The sequence below is a fragment of the Haloplanus sp. C73 genome (assembly GCF_051195115.1).
Taxonomy (GTDB): Archaea; Halobacteriota; Halobacteria; order Halobacteriales; family Haloferacaceae; genus Haloplanus.
The window spans coordinates 381,614-400,448 of the sequence record NZ_JBNTJZ010000001.1 but is presented as its reverse complement, the minus strand read 5'-3'; the positions used below and the strand labels follow the sequence as shown (position 1 = coordinate 400,448).

The 18,835-nt window shown below is 67.1% G+C and carries 18 protein-coding genes; 9 read left to right on the top strand and 9 right to left on the bottom strand.

All coding sequences use genetic code 11. From position 1 onward, the window contains the following. Positions 1 to 4: 4 nt before the first annotated feature. Positions 5 to 1,228 (bottom strand): HD domain-containing protein, encoded by a 1,224-nt coding sequence (locus ACQUSQ_RS02090; RefSeq protein WP_435066845.1) that lies wholly within the window; start codon positions 1,226 to 1,228, stop codon positions 5 to 7. Positions 1,229 to 1,380: 152 nt separating this feature from the next. On the opposite strand from ACQUSQ_RS02090, the gene ACQUSQ_RS02085 reads away from it, so the two are divergent. The 3 genes from ACQUSQ_RS02085 to ACQUSQ_RS02075 all read left to right on the top strand — a co-directional run bounded on the left by ACQUSQ_RS02085 (position 1,381) and on the right by ACQUSQ_RS02075 (position 2,707). Further along, positions 1,381 to 1,563, top strand: coding sequence for a hypothetical protein (locus tag ACQUSQ_RS02085; RefSeq protein WP_435066844.1), 183 nt, complete (start codon positions 1,381 to 1,383; stop codon positions 1,561 to 1,563). Positions 1,564 to 1,741: 178 nt separating this feature from the next. Further along, positions 1,742 to 2,341 (top strand): superoxide dismutase, encoded by a 600-nt coding sequence (gene sod, locus ACQUSQ_RS02080; protein ID WP_435066843.1) that lies wholly within the window; start codon positions 1,742 to 1,744, stop codon positions 2,339 to 2,341. Between the two features lie 96 nt (positions 2,342 to 2,437). After that, positions 2,438 to 2,707 carry a DUF5827 family protein gene (locus ACQUSQ_RS02075; protein ID WP_435066842.1) on the top strand — a complete coding sequence of 90 codons (270 nt, stop codon included), beginning with the start codon at positions 2,438 to 2,440 and terminating at the stop codon, positions 2,705 to 2,707. On the opposite strand, the gene ACQUSQ_RS02070 is transcribed toward ACQUSQ_RS02075, so the two are convergent. Together ACQUSQ_RS02070 and ACQUSQ_RS02065 are read right to left on the bottom strand one after the other, a co-directional pair. Then, the gene (locus tag ACQUSQ_RS02070; protein ID WP_435066841.1) at positions 2,704 to 3,276 is read right to left on the bottom strand and encodes an MBL fold metallo-hydrolase; all 573 of its coding nucleotides are present in this window, start codon (positions 3,274 to 3,276) and stop codon (positions 2,704 to 2,706) included. The two genes, ACQUSQ_RS02075 and ACQUSQ_RS02070, sit on opposite strands and share 4 nt — an antisense overlap. A 90-nt stretch (positions 3,277 to 3,366) precedes the next feature. Continuing rightward, positions 3,367 to 4,992 (bottom strand): hypothetical protein, encoded by a 1,626-nt coding sequence (locus ACQUSQ_RS02065; protein WP_435066840.1) that lies wholly within the window; start codon positions 4,990 to 4,992, stop codon positions 3,367 to 3,369. Positions 4,993 to 5,137: 145 nt separating this feature from the next. On the opposite strand from ACQUSQ_RS02065, the gene thyX reads away from it, so the two are divergent. From thyX to ACQUSQ_RS02040, 5 genes are all read left to right on the top strand, one after another. Next, positions 5,138 to 5,881, top strand: a complete 744-nt coding sequence (gene thyX / locus ACQUSQ_RS02060) for an FAD-dependent thymidylate synthase (protein WP_435066839.1) — start codon at positions 5,138 to 5,140, stop codon at positions 5,879 to 5,881. An 84-nt stretch (positions 5,882 to 5,965) separates the two neighbouring features. Further along, the gene (locus ACQUSQ_RS02055) at positions 5,966 to 7,360 is read left to right on the top strand and encodes a lamin tail domain-containing protein (RefSeq protein WP_435066838.1); all 1,395 of its coding nucleotides are present in this window, start codon (positions 5,966 to 5,968) and stop codon (positions 7,358 to 7,360) included. Between the two features lie 16 nt (positions 7,361 to 7,376). Continuing rightward, complete coding sequence (locus tag ACQUSQ_RS02050) at positions 7,377 to 8,666, top strand: glycosyltransferase family 2 protein (protein ID WP_435066837.1); 1,290 nt, start codon at positions 7,377 to 7,379, stop codon at positions 8,664 to 8,666. Between the two features lie 57 nt (positions 8,667 to 8,723). Continuing rightward, the gene (locus tag ACQUSQ_RS02045) at positions 8,724 to 8,930 is read left to right on the top strand and encodes a TRAM domain-containing protein (protein WP_435066836.1); all 207 of its coding nucleotides are present in this window, start codon (positions 8,724 to 8,726) and stop codon (positions 8,928 to 8,930) included. Positions 8,931 to 8,970: 40 nt separating this feature from the next. Then, positions 8,971 to 9,717: an MBL fold metallo-hydrolase gene (locus ACQUSQ_RS02040; RefSeq protein ID WP_435066835.1), complete on the top strand. Its 747-nt coding sequence runs from the start codon at positions 8,971 to 8,973 to the stop codon at positions 9,715 to 9,717. Here ACQUSQ_RS02040 and ACQUSQ_RS02035 read toward each other — a convergent pair. From ACQUSQ_RS02035 to ACQUSQ_RS02020, 4 genes are read right to left on the bottom strand one after another with little or no spacing between them, the layout of a single operon-like run. Next, positions 9,714 to 9,986 carry a hypothetical protein gene (locus ACQUSQ_RS02035; protein WP_435066834.1) on the bottom strand — a complete coding sequence of 91 codons (273 nt, stop codon included), beginning with the start codon at positions 9,984 to 9,986 and terminating at the stop codon, positions 9,714 to 9,716. The genes ACQUSQ_RS02040 and ACQUSQ_RS02035 overlap by 4 nt on opposite strands. Before the next feature lie 50 nt (positions 9,987 to 10,036). Further along, complete coding sequence (locus ACQUSQ_RS02030; protein ID WP_435066833.1) at positions 10,037 to 10,768, bottom strand: isopentenyl phosphate kinase; 732 nt, start codon at positions 10,766 to 10,768, stop codon at positions 10,037 to 10,039. Beyond that, entirely contained in the window at positions 10,765 to 11,778 is a 1,014-nt protein-coding gene (gene mvk / locus ACQUSQ_RS02025; protein ID WP_435066832.1) for a mevalonate kinase, read from the bottom strand. Before mvk ends, ACQUSQ_RS02030 begins: the two co-directional genes overlap by 4 nt. A 44-nt stretch (positions 11,779 to 11,822) precedes the next feature. Continuing rightward, positions 11,823 to 12,116, bottom strand: coding sequence for a hypothetical protein (locus ACQUSQ_RS02020; RefSeq protein ID WP_435066831.1), 294 nt, complete (start codon positions 12,114 to 12,116; stop codon positions 11,823 to 11,825). A gap of 85 nt (positions 12,117 to 12,201) precedes the next feature. On the opposite strand from ACQUSQ_RS02020, the gene ACQUSQ_RS02015 reads away from it, so the two are divergent. After that, on the top strand, positions 12,202 to 14,928 hold the full coding sequence (locus ACQUSQ_RS02015; RefSeq protein ID WP_435066830.1) for an ATP-dependent helicase: 2,727 nt from the start codon (positions 12,202 to 12,204) through the stop codon (positions 14,926 to 14,928). Here the strand turns inward: ACQUSQ_RS02015 and ACQUSQ_RS02010 are convergent. Both ACQUSQ_RS02010 and ACQUSQ_RS02005 read right to left on the bottom strand, forming a co-directional pair. Beyond that, complete coding sequence (locus ACQUSQ_RS02010) at positions 14,911 to 16,131, bottom strand: lactate racemase domain-containing protein (RefSeq protein WP_435066829.1); 1,221 nt, start codon at positions 16,129 to 16,131, stop codon at positions 14,911 to 14,913. The genes ACQUSQ_RS02015 and ACQUSQ_RS02010 overlap by 18 nt on opposite strands. 37 nt (positions 16,132 to 16,168) lie before the next feature. Then, entirely contained in the window at positions 16,169 to 18,811 is a 2,643-nt protein-coding gene (locus ACQUSQ_RS02005) for an AAA domain-containing protein (protein WP_435066828.1), read from the bottom strand. Positions 18,812 to 18,835: the final 24 nt, after the last annotated feature.

Genomic DNA, 18,835 nt, shown 5'->3' with positions numbered 1-18,835 from the left:
GAACTTACCCGAACTCGTCGAGGGTCGCGTCGATGCCACCCCGAACCTCGGAGATGGGCGCGCCATCGATGTCGAGGCCGAGCGTTCGGACGGCGATGCGCCCGACGCGGTCGACGGCGGTGGGCGGGGCGTAGACGCCGAGGCGCCACTGGTTGCGGCCGGCGATTCGGAGCGCGCTCACGAGCGGTGACTGGCGGTCGAGACGCCGGATGTCGCCGTTGACGACCACCCGCGACGACGACTCGCGAATCTCCGGCTCCGGCGGGATGTCGAGGATGACCGAATCGGAGTCGAGGTCCGCCTCGCTCGCGATGTCGCGTTCGAGGGCACGGACTCGGTCGTGGTCCGCCGTCAGGAGGTCGTCGGGCACGTCCGATAGCTCCGCCCACACCGCCCGCTTGTAGAGGTCACGCGTCGAGAGTCGGTCGGCGAAGCCGGCGGTGGCGTCCGTGCGCCGGAGCGTGACCAGCAGGTCAGAATCGTCCCACCGCCGAACCGTCTCGGCGTCGTAGCCGGCCTCGGTGATGAGGCGCTCGGTCGCTCGGCGGAGCATCGCCTTGCCGATGCGGGCGACGTGGTGCGTGTAGACGGTCGGGTTCATGAGCGCCCGCGCCAGCAGGAGGCTCTCGGCTGTCTGGACGTTCCCTTCGGCGAGGACGAGTTCGCCGTCGACGAAGGTGAGTTCGCGGACCAGTCGCCCGTGGTCGATGGTGCCGTAGGGGACGCCGGTGTGGTGGGCGTCGCGGACGAGATAGTCCATCCGGTCCACGTCGAGTTCGCCGGAGACGAGCGGTCCGTAGTGGCCCTCGCCGGCGACGAGGTCGGCGACGGTGCGGGGGTCGAGGTCGTGGTCCCGGAGGACGGCACCGACGCGACCGCTCGCGAGGAGGTCCGACACGTCGTCGTGGAACTTCCCCGTGTGTCGGTAGAGGAGGTGTTCGACGTTGTGGCTGAAGGGCGGATGGCCCACGTCGTGGAGGAGGGCGGCGGCGCGGACGCGTTCGGCCGCCTGCCCCGCCACGCCGAGGTGGTCGAGCGCCTCGGACGCGAGGTGATAGACGCCCAGACTGTGCTCGAACCGGGTGTGGTTGGCGGCCGGATACACCAGCGAGACGGTGCCGAGTTGGCGGATTCGGCGCAGCCGTTGCATCGCCGGCGTGTCGAGCAACGCCTCGGCGACGCCCGTCACCTCGATGTGGTCGTGGACGCTGTCCTTAATCGTCGCCATATGGTCACTTCGCCGCCCTGCAGTATAGTCCTCGGGGCCGTGCAATCGTCCTGAGCGGGTCGTGCCGTTCGCAACTCGACCGAGCGGGGTGTGTCTGCGCTCCGCGAAGAACTCACCCAAAGATTTTTCTTAAAGTGTCGAATATTGCGTGCATGGGAATCACTAACGCGGCGCTGTACGGCGGTATCGGTGGAGTTGGTGGACTGGGCGGACTGTACGTCGCTTATGCCAACCCAACTTGGTTCCTCGCCGCTCTTGCGGTGGTGCTACTGGCATCGGTTCTTTACATCTATCAGCTGGAGCCCGCAGTTTCAGACACGCCCCTTCGGGGTTGAAGCCGCCCGTACCGGTCTCGTGAAGCAATTTTAACGACTCTACTCGGCCCGCCGAAGTGTCACCGCCGTCTCGACGAGGGGGGCGTCCCACTCGCTCGGCAGACCATGAGAGGGAGTAGCGTACGGTTCCTCAAAGCTTAACAGCGTCCCGATACATCATTCCGGTGGAGGCTACATTATGAGCTACGAACTTGACCCCCTGCCGTACGACTACGACGCCCTCGAGCCGCACATCTCCGAACAGGTGCTCATCTGGCATCACGACACCCATCATCAGGGCTACGTGAACGGCTGGAACAGCGCCGAGGAGACGCTCGAAGCGAACCGCGAGGACGGCGACTTCGGCTCCTCGCCGGGCGCCATCCGCAACGTCACCCACAACGGCTCCGGTCACATCCTCCACGACCTGTTCTGGAACTCGATGTCGCCGGAGGGTGGCGACGAGCCGACCGGTGACCTTGCCGACCGTATCGAGGAGGACTTCGGATCCTACGAGGCCTGGAAGGGCGAATTCGAAGCCGCTGCCGGCGCCGCCGGTGGCTGGGCACTCTTGGTGTACGACAGCTTCTCGAACCAGCTCCGCAACGTCGTGGTCGACAAGCACGACCAAGGCGCGCTCTGGGGTTCCCACCCCATCCTCGCGCTCGACGTCTGGGAGCACTCGTACTACCACGACTACGGCCCGGCCCGTGGCGACTTCGTGGACAACTTCTTCCAAGTCGTCGACTGGGAAGAGCCGAGCGCCCGCTACGAGCAGGCCGTCGAACTCTTCGAGTAACGGCTCCCCAACCCCGACATTTCTTTCGACGCCGCGCGGCGAGTGGCGACGCTCCGCAGTCGGTAGCGTTTACGGCCCGCGCCGACAACGACCGGTATGCCGCGACCGAAAGACGCGTTCGATGAACTCTACCCCTGTGAGTTCTACACGCCCGAGGAGTTGCTCGAATCCGACCAGATGTACACCATCTCCGAAATCGGCCGGCTGTTACAGGGCCTCGACCCCGACGCCGAACTCGACGAGGGGACGGAGGCCGTCCTCGTCGACTGGGCGGTGCCGTGGGTGATGGTCAACGCCGAGAACTTGGTCATCGCCGAGCCACCGACCGACGACGACCCCGGGTACTACGGACGCAAGACGAACTAGCGCCGCGCCGCCCGCCCGGCCTGTTCGATTGTCGCGTAGGCGCCGTCGGTGACGCTCGGCCCGTGGCCCGCGTAGAGCGCGTCGAGGTCCGAGTCGACGGCGTCGAGGAGGCGGTCGATGCTCCGGACGAGCGTCTCGCGGTCGCCTTCCTCCAAGTCCGTTCGCCCGAACGCCCCGTCCGCAAAGACCAAATCGCCCGCGAAACACACCTGCGCCGTCGGCGCGTACAGACAGACGTGGTCGTTCTTGTGGCCCGGCGTGTGGAGGACGGTGTAGTCGTGGTCGCCGAGACGAACCGTCGCCCCGAGTTCGGCGTCGACGGCGGGGTGTGTCGTGTCGTAGCCGACCGTCTCGACGTCGAACGCCGCGCGAACGACGTCGACGTTCTCGACGTGGTCGCGGTGGGTGTGGGTGAGAACGACGGTGTCGAGGCCGTCGACGCGGGACTCGACCGCCGAGACGACGTCGTAGTTGGCGCCGACGTCGACGAGGGCGGTCCGCTCGCCGGTCACGAGAAAGACGTTGCTGGTGAAGGCACTCACGCCCGCCGAGAGGTTCTCGATAGACATGGGCGACGATGCGAGATGTGCGGACTTGACGGTTCTCGTTCCGGTCGACAGCGTCTCGATAGGGAGAGGCGGGAAACGGGTGATTCGTGGTCACGAATAGTAGATGCCTATGGTACAGAGGATGGCGCCAATCCAACAGACCGCCGTTCCTACGGCGAACATCGCAGATGGGCCGAACGACATAGCTGTCGCACCGTACAGGAAGACGCCACCGAGGATAATGACGAGCAGTACGAAATCGTATCGACGAATTCCGTCGGGCCTACCTACAGAATTCGAGCAGAGAGGGATGGCCGACAGCAGAATCAAGAGCACCCCTGTGAAGATTCCCCCGTCTACTGCTGCCATTACCGAACCAATATCCCGGGTGCGTCTCACAGCCTCGTAATCGACGGCTATGACTGCCACCTGTCCGACGACGCCGCCCACGACCCAAGCGTACTCTCGTTTAATCGACTGACATGGCCGCCGAAGCGTGTGCCAATACGTTGCCAACCCAACAAGAATGAGCGTCGGCCAGAGGACAGCGTAGCTCCACTGGACGGTGGCACTAATTCGGTCCGAAGCGAACACTGCTGCGAAGCCGTACGACCCCAACACACTGAGGATCGGAATGAGGACGAATCCTGTTGCCCGTGCTGGTGGGTCCCCCTCCGAAATCGTCCCGTCCACTCGGTTCAGGAAGTAAGGAAACCGTTGGAACTCCCGGATCCATATCCACCCACCGAACAAGCCGCCGAACGTCGCGACGAAAAACACGCCGAGAACGTTCCAGAGCACCACGAGAAGTTCCAGACGAACTCCGCTCTCGATTCCGAGCAGGACGAAACTCGCTAGTCTGGGGAGGGCAGAGAGATATCCGCCGGCCGTGATGACGACGAGTGGAAGGAGGCCGCTTATGAGACCGAACATCAGGTAGAACGTTCCGGCCATGCCGTACATTCCGCGTGACATGTGCTCCAGCGCGTCGAGTAGGTACCGGTCGAACTCGAATTCGAGATTCAGGATTCGGTCGCGCCCGGGGCCGACCGCGAAACGAGGCACGACAATTGTCGAGATGGCCCACGCCAGAAAGAAAATGTCCGGAAACGGAAAAATCAGCGTCGAATTCGCTATCGCAAACGAGGCCAGTAAAACGACGATGCTGAAAGACATCGTCGCACCTATCGGATACAGTGAACGTGCGAAACGTCCCAGCCATCCCTCACGGGCGAAATCCGCACTCACTTCCGATTCGTACTCTTCGTCGGAACCGGGGACGATAACCCCGAGAAGTCCGACGAATCGGCCGTCTTCGGCGTATAACTCCCAGCCGCGAGAAAACACCAGATAGGCAGTCAGTAAGCAACCACCGGCCAGTGCAACGACAAGAGACAGGACGAGAAGGGCGGTGTCACCGTCGCTGGTGAAGACCCGCGTGATGAGAATGGCCGCCGCAATCGTTCCGAGCGTGAAAGATAGTTTGAATCCGGGAGCCTCGGAGGGAAGAGGCGGGTCGGTCCGCTCAAACACGAGGGGAGTGAACGCGTACACTGCGGCTGCGAACATCGCCCACGTGGTGAGAAAGCCAGCGGCGGGCGTTCCAAAGACCCCGCTCCCAATCGAAAGGAGCGGGAGGATGATGTCCTCGGGAAGGCGAACGACGAGGTCGGCGACTGCTGAACCGGCGAGAAGTGTCCGCGGTTGCCAGATTGACTTTGCCGATAGCCGGACCACATCGTACGCCAATCGGAACGTTGTATTTATTTTTTGTCATCAAAATAGTGGGTGTCAGAACGGAGCGCTCGGTGGGTGTGGTCGCCGCTGTTCGAATCCATCCCGCGTCGGCAACGTTTACGTGCCACGCTACCCCTGCAGGCGTATGGAGGTCACACTGCTCGAAGCGACGCCCGACCCGGAGCGTGTCATCTGTACGGCGGCGCGAAACGACTACCTCTCCGAGTTCGTCGGCGACATCTCCTTCGAGGAGGCGATGGCGGACATCGAGGGAGAGACGATAGAGGAGAAACAGCGGACGCTCATCGGTCACTTGCTCGACCACGGCCACTTCGGCCCGTTCGAACACCCGCAGGCGACGTTCGCCATCAAGGGTGTCAGCCGGTCGTGCATGGCCCAGATTACGCGTCACCGCCACGTCAGTTTCGACATCCAGAGCATGCGCTACGTCTCGTTCGACGAGGTCGACCCCGCCGAAGTCGAGGACGGCGCGATGGTGGTGACGCCGCCGTCGGCGACCGACCCGGAGTGGATAGGCCGCAACCAGTCGAGCGGCCCCGTCGACGAGGAGACGGTCGCGGAGCGAGAGCGCATCTTCCGCGAGACGGTCCGGAACGCGGTGGAGTCGTATCAGGACCTCCTCGATTTGGGGATGCCGCCCGAAGACGCTCGGTTCGTCCTCCCAATCGGCACGGAGGTCAACATCGTGATGTCGCTGAACGCACGCATGCTGATGCACGTCGCGGACATGCGTGCCGCCGCCGACAGCCAGTGGGAGATTCGCGAGATGACCGAAGCCATCCTCGACCGGGCCGCCGAGTGGTGCCCGATGACGTTCGACCACTACGAGAAACACATGAAGGGCCGGAAGAACCGTCTCGCGCCCTGAGCCGCCGGCTTCGAGGCGGCGCTCCGTTTCGGCGGCGATATTAGGGGAACCCCTTTTACACGTGAAATCGGTACCGACGCGCTAGTGACCGAAGACGACGCTGACGAGCGGGATGGGGACGCGTCGATTTCGCGGCGGCGGTTCGCACTCGGGGGCGCAATCGGTGTCGTGGCGCTCGGCGGCGCCGGTGCCTACCTCTCCTCGCAGTCCTCGACCGCCGACGAGACGTATCTCCTCCAGCAGGGGTATCTCCGCTGGACGGTCGAGCCCATCTCTCACGATGGCGACACCGTCGAGGAGTTCTACGATTATCAGGACGGGACGGCCAGCCCCGAGGCGTCGGTCATCGAGGACGACGCCGCCTCGCGTCTGTTCGTCTACGACGGCCCGGTGGACCGCTCGCTCGTCTTCCTCCACGGGAGTCCGGCGGTCGACCACGGTGGCTCGGCGACCTTTTCCTTCTCCGGCCTGAGCCGCGACCGAGGCGAGTGGGCGGTTCGCGACGACCCCGAGGGAATCGACGACGACTTCGACCCGTGGAACGGCGGCAACGCGAAAGTGCGCTGGGAGTGGGGTGCCAACGCAACCGACGGGGGCGCGTACTGGGGCGTCCTCGACCGCTCCGATTTCACGATTAGCATCACGCCGACGGAGCTACGGGGGGTCGACTTGTGGCGCTTTCGCTCGGGCGAACTCGGGAGTCTCGACACCTACGAACTCTCGCAGTCGAAGCCGGCGAAACTCAAGCCGGCGCGCGGCCGGACGGTGAAGCGTGCGAACGTCGATATCATGCCCGATTCGGAGTCGAACGAGTTCGACCCCTACGCGGAGGAGCCGCTGGTCGTCGCGGTCAGGGCACCGCCGGACGTCGCCGACCCGAGCAACTGGGTCGCGCCGTCTGCCCTCGACCCCGGCAACTACGCGGTCAACTTCGGCTCGAAGGAGTATCTCGCCGGGCAGAACGCCGCCCAGCCCCAGCGACATTTCTCGCAGGACGGCACGCTCTATCTCGAATACACGGCCCGTGCCGCGAACTTCTCGCTCGACTCGGCCTACGGCTATCTGGTGACCAAGACGGGCGAGGACACGTTCGTCCGCGGGCGCGACGTCGTCCGCCCCGGCGGGTTCGACAACGTCGAGCGAGAACAGCCCCAGTTGGTCGTGACCGACCTCAACGTCGCCCCGGAGAGTGAGACCCTCGTCGACGAGTACGTCGAGTTCGAGAACGACGGCGACGAACCCCTCGACCTGACCGGCCACGACATCAGGGACGAGGAGGGGTGGACGTTCCATCTGCCCGATGGGTTCACGCTGGAGGCCGGCCAGCGCTTCCGACTCCACACCGGTGACCGCGAGTGGACGGACACCGACCTCTACTGGGACGTCGAGCACTCCGTCTGGGACGACGACGGCGACACGATACTCGTACTCGACGCCGACGGGGAGGAGATTCTCGAATACTCGTACCCCCGGCAGTGAGGCGGTGCCGCTCACGATGACGGACGATGGCGACGAGGACGACGGGCGCACCAATCCGTTCGCCGCCGACCGTCTGCTCGCGCTCTTTTTCCTCGCCGTCTTCGTCGCCGGATTGGTCGTGACTCTCGGGAGTCCGACGTGGCTTCCCTACCGCCCGACGCTTCGCGGATTCGTCTACCTCGGACTGTGGCTCTTCGTGGGGATGTACGCCGTCGCGACGGGCGTCTGGGCCTACGAGGCCTACCTCGGTTGGGCGCACGACTCGCCACCGTTGGCGTACGGCCCGGACGACGTGCAGGTCCGGATTCTGACCGTCGACGCCGCGGACGTCGTCCAGCAGACAGTCGAGACGCTACCCGACGAACTCGCGGACTGCCACGTTGTCGCCGAAGCGGACATCGACGTGGACGGGGCGGCGGTCCACGTCGTCCCCGACGAGTTCTCGTCGGTCGCTTCGGACAAGGGCCGCGCGCTGGAGTGGGCGCGTCGCGAACTCCCCTGTGAGAAGGAGTTCGTCCTCTTTCTGGACGAGGACACCCTCGTCCCGGAGTTCGAGGGGCTGCCCGACGCCGACATCGTCCAGTTTCGGGAGTGGCCCACCTTCACGGGGTCGTATCTCACCTACTGGGCCGAGGTGCTCCGGATGGGGTATCAGACCGAACAGACCGGCTTCCCCGCCCTCAACATCCCGCTGTACGCGTGGGGTGGCGGCATCGCTGTCCGGAAATCGGTCGAGGACTCGGTGACGTGGAACTTCGAGACGCTCATCGAGGACACGGTGTTCGCGTGGCAGGCCGTCCGCGCGGGAGCGGAGTTCGAGGTGCTGGACACGAAGTTTCGAAATCAGGCGCCGCCGTCGCTGCGGGCGATGTTCGAGCAACGCCGCCGCTGGCTGACGGGGACGCTCCGCGACGAGGCGTATCTCTCGCGCCGGTTCGAGGCGCTGATGACGATTCGAAACGTCGCGTGGGCGTTCAGCCCGCTCACGGCGTTTCTCATCCTGTTCAGCGGCGCCATTCCGACGACGACGCCGGGACAGGTTCCCTTTCGCATCGTCGCGTGGCTGATGTTCGGCTTCTCGCTGATATGGGTGTGGCGCGGGTGGCGCTACTACGAGGGGCCGTCGCTCCGAACGCTTCCGGTGTTCCTGTGTTATCCGCTCGTCGTCGCCTTCCACTCCGCCGGGGCGGCGTGGGGCTTTCTCTCGCCACCCGAATCCTTCCAGACGACGGCGAAGGCGGACGAAGCGGGAAGGGACGAGACATCGGCAGACGGCGATAGCAACCCCGCTGACGGCGAGCGATAGCCGCGGCGACGTGTTACTGCCCCGACTTATTTCCGTCTCCGTGCGGTACTGGTTCCCATGCCAGAATCGCCAGTGACTCCCGGTGAGACGTACGTCGTCGCTATCGAAGAACTCGGCTCGGAAGGCGACGGCGTCGGTTACGTCGACGACTTCGCCGTCCTCGTCGACGAGGCGACGCTGGGCGAGACGGTTGAAATCGAGATAACCGACGTCGATTCGAATTTCGCGCGCGGCGACGTCGTCGACTCGGAGTTCGGGCTGTAGGAATCCGAACGCTTTCGGCCCGGCCGCGACACCTGCGCCCATGCGACTCACGTTTCTCGGCACCGGGAGCGCGATGCCACTCCCGGACCGGGCACAGACTGGGTTGGTGGTCGAGCGCGACGACCGCCGGGTGTTGGTCGACTGCGGCGCGGGCGTCCTCCACCGCCTCGCGGCGACCGACGCCGGATACGAGGGCGTCTCGACGGTCCTTCTCACACATCTCCATCTCGACCACGTCGCGGACCTCCTTCCCCTCCTGAAAGCGCGGTGGCTGTCCGGCGACGACCACCTCGAAGTCGTCGGCCCCCGCGGGACGAAACGCCTCGTCGACGACCTGTTCGACGCCTTCGACTACCTCGACGGCCGGGTCGACCTCCAGATTCGAGAGGTGGGCGCCTACGACTTCTCGGTCGCCGGCTTCGACGTGACGGCCCGCGAGACGCGACATTCGGTCGACGGCCTCGCCTATCGGTTCGCGGGGACCGACGGCGAGGGTGACCTCACCATCAGCAGCGACACCGAGGCCTTCGAGTCGCTGGCGGCTTTCGCCGACGGGTCGGCGCTGTTCGTCCACGACTGCTCGTTCCCGGACGACGTCGACGTCGACAACCACCCGACGCCGTCGACGCTCGGCGACGCCATCGCCGGCCACGACTACGGGCGGGTGTATCTGACCCACCTCTACCCGCACACGGAGGGGCGGCACGAGGAGATGCTGGCGGCAATCGAGTCGCGATACGACGGCGACGTGCGCTTCGCTCGCGACGGCCTGCGAGTGGACTGCTAGATGACGTCGTCGGGGTCGTGTTCGGTCGCCATGCGCTTCGCTTCCGCGGCGTACGCCTCGCGCAGTTCGTCGTCGACGATGCCGAGGTCGTTCGGTTCGGCGTCGACGGCCGCCGTCGTGTCTCTGACGTCGGAGAAGGATGTGAGCGCCCGCTCTTTCCGGAAATAGCGCGTCCCGTCCGTCGTGGCGTAGGTGAGGATGATTACGTTCTGTTCGTCGTCGGAGTAGGTCCGCTCGACGAGCCAGACCCGGACTGAGTCGTCGGTCATCGGCGGTCGTAGACGGCCGCTCCCTATGAGTGCGGGGGCTATCCGGGCCGTCAGTCGATTCGCGTGCCCGGTTCGCCGCCCGAGAGGAAGGTAGAGAGGTCGTCGGCGCCGAAGACGAAGGCCGGCGCGTCCAGTTCGAGGAGGTTGCGCACCTTCCCGGCCATGCCCCCGGTCACGTCGGTGGCGTCGCTCCCGCCGAGCGCCGACGCGACGGCGTCGAAGTCGTCGATGCGGTCGATGACCTCGCCGTCCGCGCCGTAGACGCCGTCGACGGTCGAACAGAGGCCGACTCGGTCGGCGTCGAGGCCCTCCGCGAAGCGCACCACCACCTCGTCGCCCGAGACGATGGTCGCGCCCTGTCCCTCGTGGGCGATGACGTCGCCGTGGCTGACGGGGAGAAAGCCCTCGCCGAGCATCGTCCGCACCGACGCGACGGAGAGGTCGAGAGCGGCGTCGGCGTCGCGGGCGCCCGCCGAGAGCGGGTGGACGGGCAGCGCCGACACGTCGCGCTCGTGGAGTCGCGAGAGGACGAACCGGTTGAGCGTCGTCATCGACCCGTGGATTTCGAGGGCGTTGCCGGCGTCGGTCGTGCCAGAGGTGACGCTCACGTCGTGGCGGTCGGCGTAGTGGTGGCCGAAACTGCCGGCGCCGTGAACGAGCGCCAAGTCGTCGTCGCAGTCGGCGATGGCATCGGCCGCCGCCGCCAGCGCCGCGCCGTCGAGCGTCTCCGCTCGGTCCTTCTCGGTGATGAGGCTCCCACCGAGTTTGAGGACGGTCGTCACGCTTCCCTCCGGACGCCGTCGTCGTCGAGTTCGGCGCGGAATGCCTCCTCACACCCCGGCGTGAACCGGAGCGCCGTCAGCGTCTCGGGCGTCGGGTCGAGGGCGACGATACAGCCGCCACCGCCCGCACCGGTGAGTTTCGCGCCGTGAGCGCCCGCCTCGCGCGCCGCCCACACCATGCTGTCGAGGGAGCGAGAGGAGACGCCGAGCGATTCCAGCAGGCCGTGATTGAAATCCATCAGCCGCCCGATTTCCTCGATTCGTGCCTCCATATCGAGGTCGGAGTCCGACTCGGGGTCGAGAAACCCCTCACCCTGCCGGACGATGTCGCCGATGGTCGCGATGGTGTCGGCGGCGAAGTCGTAGCGGTCTTTCAGCGCTCGCACGCCAGCGACGAGTTCGCCAGTGTCGCCGGCGCCGCCGTCGAAGCCGACGACGATGGGGAGGTCTGGGGCGTCGATGCTCCGGCAGTCGTCGCCCTCGACCCGGACGGCGCCGCCGACGGCCGAACAGAACGTGTCGGCCCGCGACGCCTCGCCCTTCTGGACCGCCGCCTCGGCGCGGTACGCGCGGTCGGCGAGTTCTTCCGTCGAGAGTGGCTGGCCGAGTTCGCGCGTCGCGGCGTCGATGCCCGCGACGGTCACCGCCGCCGAGGAGCCGAGGCCGGCGCCGAGTGGGATATCGCTCTCGACGGTGATGTCGAAGCCAGCGTCGGGCGCGTCGGCGGCCTCGCGGGCCTGTTCCACCGCCGCGTCGATGTAGCCCATCGCGGCGTCGACCAGCGACGCGGGCACGTCGACGTCGGGCCGGTCGTCGGTCGTTCCCGTGTACTCGACGGTGAAGCCGTCGAGGCTGAGGTCCGACGCCTGCACGCGAACGTGGTCGTCGTCGCGCGACTCGACGCTGATGGTCGCGCGGCGCTCGATGGCACAGGGGATGGCGGGTTCGCCGTAGACGACGGCGTGTTCGCCAAAGAGATACACCTTGCCCGGTGCGCTCGATACCGTCATACCCGCCCTATACCCCGGCCATCGCTTAAGCGAACCGAAGACGCCTACTCGTCGAGGTCAGCCAAGTCGTCGAGTTCGTCGAAGTCCTCGACGCCGCCGCCGAGGAGTTTCTTCGCGGCGAGGGCAACGAGTGCGAGAACGAGGAGGACGGCGAGGAGTTTGCCGGCCTTCTTGCCCGGACAGCCACAGCCACCCGTCTCGTCGCTCTCGGCGTCGCTTTCGGCATCGCTCTCGGCGTCGGGCAACGGCTCGTCTGCCGTGCCGCTGCCGAGTGCCGAGGGACCAATCTGAATCTCGTCGAGGTGGAGTTCGAGGAGCGTGAACTTCTTGTCTGCCATACCGACAGTTATCGCAGGACGGACTTGACCGTTGTGCCTCCCTACCGGCACAACCCACTTGGCCGTCCGCGACAACGCTACGTCGATGGGGGACCCCGACGCGGATGACCCGCTGGCCGACGTGGACCTGCCCGCGGGCGTCGACCCCGACGCCGCCGTCGACACCGACGTTCTCGAACTCCTCGACCCGGCCGTTCGGGAGTGGTGGGTCGAGCAGTTCGGCGCGTTCGTCCCCGAGAACGGCGGCTTCTTCACGCCGCCCCAGCGCGAGGCGATTCCGCTCGTCCACGAGGGACGAAACGCCCTCGTCTGTGCGCCGACGGGGAGCGGGAAGACGCTCGCCGCCTTCACCGCCATCATCAACGAACTGTTCCGCCGGGAGCGAGCCGACGGACTGGAGAACGCGGTGTACTGTCTCTACGTGTCGCCGCTGAAAGCGCTGGCCAACGACGTCCACCGAAATCTGGGCGACCCGCTCGACGGCATCCGCGAACGACTCGCCGACCGAGGCGAATCGACGGAGGTGCGTCACGCCACCCGCCACGGCGACACCGACGACGCCACTCGCCGGCGGATGCTCGACGAGACGCCACACGTCCTCAACACGACGCCCGAGACGCTCGCCATCCTGCTCAACTCGCCGAAGTTCCGCGAGAAACTGCGGACCGTCGAGTACGTCGTCGTGGACGAGATTCACGCCCTCGCCGCGAGCAAGCGCGGGACGCATCTCTCGGTGTCGCTGGAGCGCCTCGAAGCCCTCGCCGACGGGTCGCCCACGCGCATCGGCTGTTCGGCGACCGTCGAGCCAATCGAGACGATTGCGGACTTCCTCGTCGGGCGCGAGGGCGGCGAGCCACGCGACTGCGAAGTGGTCGACGCGCGCTTCGCCCGCGAGTTCGACCTGCGGGTCGACTGCCCGGTCGATGACCTCGCCGAGACGCCGACGACGCAGGTTCGGGACCGTTTCTACGAGCAGTTGGCCGATTTAATCGACGCCCACACCAACACGCTCGTCTTTACGAACACGCGCTCGGGCGCCGAGCGGACGTTGCAGGCGCTCCGCGAGCGCTTCGACTACGACGAAACCGACTCCGCCTGCCACCACGGGAGCCTGTCAGCCGACCGCCGGCAAGCGGTCGAATCGGGCCTCAAGCGCGGCGACTTCGACGTGGTCACCACCTCGACCAGCCTCGAACTCGGCGTCGATATGCCACACGTCGATTTGGTGGTGCAGGTGGGGTCGCCGAAATCTGTCGCGGCGCTCCTCCAGCGAGTGGGGCGGGCCGGGCATCAGGTCGGCGAGGTGGTCGAGGGGCGACTCGTCGCACTCGACCGCGACGACTTGGTCGAGGCGGCGGTGATGGTTCGCACGGCCGAATCGGGGTTCGTCGACCGGGTGTTCGTCCCCGAGAACGCCTACGACGTGGCCGCACAGCACGTCTACGGCATGGCAATCAACGGCGTCCGTCGCGAGTCGGCCGTGCGCGACACCCTCCGCCGGGCCTACCCCTACCGGAACTTCTCGGACGAACAGTTCGAGACGCTGTTTCGCTATCTGACCGCCGACTACGAGGGACTGGCCGAGCGCAACGTCTACCCGAAGGTGTGGCGGGACACGAACGACCCACCGGGCGGCGACCACCACCACCCCGACTTCCCGGTCGGGGAACGTCTCGTCGGCAAGCGGGGCCGACTCGCGCGGGTTATCTACCTGACGAACGTCGGGACCATCCCCGACTCCTTCTCGTGTGACGTACTCGTCCGCGGCGACGACGAGTGGGTGGGCGAACTCGACGAGGGGTATCTGGACACGCTCGACCCCGGCGACGTGTTCGTCATCGGCGGCGAGCGCTTTGCCTTTCGCTACCGCCGCGGGTCGAAGGTGTACGTCGACCGGACGAGCGAGCGCCCGACCGTCCCCTCGTGGTACTCCGAGCGCCTCCCGCTGTCGTACGACCTCGCCCGCAAGATACTCACGTTCCAGCGCGACGTGCTGGCTCGTCTCGACGCGGGCGGCGAACCCTCCCTCCGGGTGTGGCTCCGCGAGTCGTCGCTCTCGGAGCGGGCGGTGCGGGCGCTGACCAGACTCTACGACCAGCAGGTGGCCTTCGCCGGCCCCGAGAGCGTCTCGACGCCGACCCGTATCGCCATCGAGGAGGCGCGGGACCGCGAGACCTACCGCCGGCGCTACTACGTCCACACCGTCTACGGACGCCAAGTCAACGACGGCCTGTCGCGACTGCTCGCCGCCGCCTGCGCCAGCGAGTCGAACGCGAACGTCACCGTCGCCGTCGCCGACAACGGCTTCGTCCTCTCGATGCCCCTCGACCGTCGGCTCGACGTGCCCGGACTGCTCCGAGAACTCGACCCCGACGAGGCGCGGGCGGACCTCCGGGCCGCGCTCCGCGGGACCGACCTCCGACAGCGGTACTTCCGCATCAACGCCACCCGCGCGCTCATGATTCTGAAACGCTACAAGGGGCAAGAGAAGTCGGCGGCGCGGCAACAGGTCGAGAGCGAGACGCTGCTCTCGCTGGCCGACGAGTTGGAGGACTTCGCCGTCGTCGAGGAGACGGACCGCGAACTGCTAGAGGACAAACTCCACGTCGCCGGCATCGAGACGGTGTTGCGAGGGATTCGCGACGGCGAGATAGAACTCGTCACGCAGACGGTCGAGACGCCGTCGCCGCGGGCGTTCGGCTTGGCGACGCTCGCCGCGAGCGACACCGTCCTCGCAGACGACGAGAGCGCGGTCCTGCGGAACTTCCACGAGCGCGTCCTCGACGAACTCGATTCAGGGCTCGACGAGTAGCGTGTTCAGCGCGTCGGGGACGACCAGCACCCGACTCCCCGGCGGAATCGCCTCGGCAACGTCGGCGGCGGCGTGCATGAGACACTCCTCGACCACCTCGGGATGCTCGGCGTTCGTCACGTAGACGTCGGTGTCGCGGAGGGCGCGAGCGACGACGAACGCCCGCTGTGCGCCGGGGTCGTAGCCCGCCCGCATGGTCTCGTACAGCGACTCGGGGTCCGTTGCGTCGCGCAGGCGCTCGTAGAAGCGACGCTCGCCCGTGCCCTCACCTGCTCCTTCCGGCAAGCGAGCGGGGAGGACGATTCGCCCGCCCTCGCGAACGGGGTTGTGGTCGCCGAGGCGCAGATACGTCGCCGCGCGCGACGCCTGATACAGGTTGGCGTCTTTCGGCGCGCCGACGCCGCCGATAACGGCGTCGTAGGTGGTCGAGAGCGGGACGGAGAGGGCGTCGCGCGCCGTCGCCGCGAGGTCGGCCACGACATCTCGGGGGCGCCCCGCACTCGCGCCAAGGATGCCGTCCGGTCCCTTCGTCACGTTGAGACAGAAATCGAGGCCGACGGCGTCGCCGGCGCGGTCGACGACGTCCCGGAAGGGGTTGTCCTCGATTCGTCCCAGTCGGACATTTGGGTGCGAGAGCACGTCGGGTCCGTGGGTGTAGCCGATGAGCGACTCGTCGCCTGCGCCGATGGCGACGGTCTTTGCCCCGCCGGAGAAGCCGGCGTACTGGTGGGGTTCGACCATGCCCGTCGACAGCACGCAGTCCGCCTCGGCCACGAGGGAGTGGACGCGGACGGGAACGTCGCCGGCGACGCCGCCGACGGTCCCCACCTCGACCGTTGCCTCGGGGTCGTGATTCACCGCGTGGGCGGCGAACTCGCCCAATCCGTCCCGGAGTTCGGCGTCGGTCATCGGACGATGCAGGCCGAGGCCGACGAGAATCGAGAGGTCGCAGTCGGGGAGGCGGTCGACCATCGCCCGGACGAGGACGTCGTCGGGCGTCGCTCGCGTCACGTCGGTCACGACGATGGTCACGTCGTCCGCGGGGTCGACGAGCGAGTCGAGCGCCGGCCCGTGCGGGTTCGCGAGCGCCGCCCGCGCGGCTTCTGCGGGGTCGACCGTCTCGCCGCCGGGGTGCTCGACGGTCCGCACCTCGCAGTCGGGGAGCGACGCCTCCACCGTTCCGGTCCCGAGCGGAAGTTGCACGGTCGGTGTCGTCACGGAACTCGCCTCAACCTGTCGGTCAGCGACGCGCCCAGTCGAGCATCCGGGCGTAGAACGGCTCCGATTCGAGCGCCGCGGCGTCGCCGACGAGGACGAGTGCCTTCTTCGCGCGGGTGAGCGCGACGTTCACGCGCCGGGTGTCCTCGAAGATGGGACCGTCGAGGTCACCCGTGGCGACGAAGGAGACGACGACCACTTCGGCGCTCGACCCCTGAAACCGGTCGACGGTGTCGACGGCGACGTCGACGCGGCGCGACAGTTCCGCCACCTGCGCCCGGAAGGGGGCGATGACCACCACGTCGTCCGGGTCGACGCCGGCGTCGAGATACTCTTGGACGATTGCGGCCACGCGGTCGGCTTCGATGGGGTTGGCGTTGCCCTCGCGGCGCCCGTCAGGGTCGACGAAGCGCACGCCCTGTCGCAGGTGGTCGGGCGGAGGGTCGATGGGAAGGTCCGCGAGCGTCCCGCCCGCGACGGCCGGCGTCGCGGGGCGGAGCGCGCCGTCGTAGAACTCGCGGGAGGCGAAGGCCTGAATCCGCTGGCTCATGCGATACTGGCGGTCGAGCATGACCGCGGCCTCGGGATGCTCGTCGTGCAGTCGCTCGAACAGGGAGCGCGAGAGGCGCTCGGTCCCCGACTGGACGACCGGCGGGAGTTGCTCGTGGTCGCCGACGAGGACGAACCGGTCGGCGAGGTTGATGGCGGCAAGCGTCCCCGGTTCCGTCAACTGCGACGCCTCGTCGACGACGGCGACGTCGAACTCGGCCTCGCGAAGCACCCGCGACCCGCAGGTGGCGGTGGTGGCGGCGACGACTGGCGCGTTCCGAAGCGCCGCCGCGCGCTCGTTCGGCTCCCCTCGTCGGTCGAGGCGCACGTCGAGCATATCCTCGCGGACGCCGGTGGTCGTCCCGACTCGCGCCACGTCCTCGAACCCTTGGTCGCGGAGAGCATCGAGCGCGTTGTCGACGGCGCGGTTCGTAAACGCCGAGAGGAGGACGCGCTCGCCCCGGTCGACGAGTGCCCGGACGAGACGGGCGATGGTGTAGGTCTTGCCCGTCCCGGGTGGGCCGTGGACGAGGGCGAAATCGCGGGCGCCGACGGCGCGTCTGACCGCCTCGTTCTGTGCCTCGTTGTTGTCGATGAACGTCTCCTCGACCGACTCGAACTCGGGGTCGCGCCGCCCGAAGAGGACGTCCTTCCGGTCCTCGTCGCCTTTCAACAGCGCGTCGTGGAGTGCGGTGAGCTGTCTGGAGACGGATATTTCGGAGGGGTAGACGTCGAGTCGTCGGAGGTCGAGGGGTTCGTCCGTCCGGACGACCGCCTCGTCGCCGAGCGACTGGATGCGCCCGAGTTCGGCGTCGCCGGCGATTGGGTCGCCGTCGCTCGCGAGCGCCACGTCGCCCTCGCGGAGTTTCGACACCGCGCCGTCCGGCACGGCCGCCCGGAGTTCCCAGTCGCCGTCGGGCAACTCGCGGCGTGAGAGGGGTTCGAGGTCGATGAGCGCCCGGTCGGCCGCCGCTCGCTCCGCCGCGCTCTGCTCCCACAGCTTTCGGTACTCGTCGTGGACGGCGCGGCGTTCGTCCTCGACGGCCTGATAGATGTCGTCGAAATACTCGCGTTCCTCGGCGGGCAACGCCGTCCCAATCTGGCCGGCTTTCGACTCTTGGTCGAGGCGCCCGGAGACGACCATGCAGGCGTCCTGCTCGAAACACCATTCGCACTTGGCGTCGGCCTCGTACCCCGTCGGAACCTGTCGTTTTGCCTCCGCCGCCGCGATTTCGTTGCGCGTGCGGACGACGAACTCTCGCAGTCCGCGGCCGATGGAAAACTCCTTGGCGGGCGAGAGGTCGCCGCTGGCCTCGCTCCGGTCGAGCGCCGCGTTCTTCGTGTAGAGGAGCGTCCCCGTCTCGGGCGGGTCGCCCGACTCGCCGAGGAGGAGGGCATACGACGCCGCCTGAATCTTGTCGTGGAAGCGCGGCTCTCGGTTCGTGTTCTTCCCCGTCTTGAGTTCGACGGGCATCCCGCGCCGGAGCGCGTCCGCGCGGCCCTTGACCCCGAACGTCGGGCTGATGAGCGTGTACTCCGAGCGCCACTCGTCCGTCTCGGTGAGGGTGCCCTGCGAGAGCCAGCCCTCGATAGCGGCGGCGTTGCGCCGCACCTCGTCGCGCACCTCGGCGGCCTCGCGGCCGAGCAAGCCGAGTTCCAAACCGGCCGCCTCAACGTGGTCCGCGACGGCGGCGTCCAACTCGCGGCCCCGCAACAGGTCGCCGAACACCTCGTGGACGATGGTCCCCTTGACCACCGGGTAGGCGAGCGGGACGCCCGAGAGTTTGTTCAGATAGTACATCCGCGGACACTGCACCCACGAGCGAACGTCGGTCACGTCGACGAGGAAGTCTGGTTCGAGGACGACGAAGGAGTCCCCGCCCGTGGCGTAGCCCGACTCGCCTCGGAACTCGGTTTCCTCCGCGTCGGTCACGAGCAAGTCCATGCCCGGTTCGGCGTGGTCGGCCGTGTGCGTCCACTTCCCCCACAGGGTCACGGTGACCGTCGCCGCCGACTCGTCCGGGCGGAGGTCAACCTCCACCAAGTCGCGCTCGCCGTACTGCGTCGAGACGGCCCGCACCTCGCCCACGTCCAGAATCGTCCCCCGGATGTTCACGCCAACCGATGGGGGGTCAGGAGC

Bases quoted from the DNA above. Each gene is read 5' to 3' on its own strand.
- ACQUSQ_RS02040 (WP_435066835.1), top strand. From the start codon at position 8,971: ATGCGACTCACGTTTCTCGGCACCGGGAGCGCGATGCCACTCCCGGAC.
- ACQUSQ_RS02085 (WP_435066844.1), top strand. From the start codon at position 1,381: ATGGGAATCACTAACGCGGCGCTGTACGGCGGTATCGGTGGAGTTGGT.
- ACQUSQ_RS02090 (WP_435066845.1), bottom strand. From the start codon at position 1,228: ATGGCGACGATTAAGGACAGCGTCCACGACCACATCGAGGTGACGGGC.
- ACQUSQ_RS02050 (WP_435066837.1), top strand. From the start codon at position 7,377: ATGACGGACGATGGCGACGAGGACGACGGGCGCACCAATCCGTTCGCC.
- thyX (WP_435066839.1), top strand. From the start codon at position 5,138: ATGGAGGTCACACTGCTCGAAGCGACGCCCGACCCGGAGCGTGTCATC.
- sod (WP_435066843.1), top strand. From the start codon at position 1,742: ATGAGCTACGAACTTGACCCCCTGCCGTACGACTACGACGCCCTCGAG.
- ACQUSQ_RS02035 (WP_435066834.1), bottom strand. From the start codon at position 9,986: ATGACCGACGACTCAGTCCGGGTCTGGCTCGTCGAGCGGACCTACTCC.
- ACQUSQ_RS02045 (WP_435066836.1), top strand. From the start codon at position 8,724: ATGCCAGAATCGCCAGTGACTCCCGGTGAGACGTACGTCGTCGCTATC.
- ACQUSQ_RS02015 (WP_435066830.1), top strand. From the start codon at position 12,202: ATGGGGGACCCCGACGCGGATGACCCGCTGGCCGACGTGGACCTGCCC.
- ACQUSQ_RS02070 (WP_435066841.1), bottom strand. From the start codon at position 3,276: ATGTCTATCGAGAACCTCTCGGCGGGCGTGAGTGCCTTCACCAGCAAC.
- ACQUSQ_RS02020 (WP_435066831.1), bottom strand. From the start codon at position 12,116: ATGGCAGACAAGAAGTTCACGCTCCTCGAACTCCACCTCGACGAGATT.
- ACQUSQ_RS02075 (WP_435066842.1), top strand. From the start codon at position 2,438: ATGCCGCGACCGAAAGACGCGTTCGATGAACTCTACCCCTGTGAGTTC.
- mvk (WP_435066832.1), bottom strand. From the start codon at position 11,778: ATGACGGTATCGAGCGCACCGGGCAAGGTGTATCTCTTTGGCGAACAC.